The organism is Psychrobacter sp. TB20-MNA-CIBAN-0197 (genome assembly GCF_040309765.1).
Classification (GTDB): Bacteria; Pseudomonadota; Gammaproteobacteria; order Pseudomonadales; family Moraxellaceae; genus Psychrobacter; species Psychrobacter submarinus.
This window is the reverse complement of sequence record NZ_JBEOPC010000736.1, coordinates 1-265: the sequence shown is the minus strand read 5'-3', so window position 1 is coordinate 265 and position 265 is coordinate 1. Positions and strand designations below refer to the sequence as shown.

The window sequence follows — 265 nt, the reverse complement described above, 5'->3', positions numbered from 1 at the left end:
GTATAGAGGTTGACCGGCGGGTTCAGCAACAGGACTTTCTTGAAATTGAAGCTGCGGCGGGTCTCGTCCAGATGCGCGACGAACGCGGCATCAAGGGCGCCGAGGCTGTAACCGGTCAGATAGTACTCGGTGACCGGCAGTTTCGGGTTCTGCGCCCGCACGGCCTGCATCACCCGATACATGTCTTCGGCATCTTCCTTGGTCACGCCCGGGGTGGCGAAACGCGAGGCGGCGCTGATGAAGTCGAAGCTGGTCGGCGACGACA

1 protein-coding gene is annotated in these 265 nt (G+C 61.5%); it reads right to left on the bottom strand.

Going from position 1 to position 265, the window contains the following annotated elements:
* Positions 1 to 265 (bottom strand): hypothetical protein (locus tag AAEY83_RS15780; RefSeq protein WP_351060461.1); only part of this gene is annotated, 265 nt, incomplete at both ends.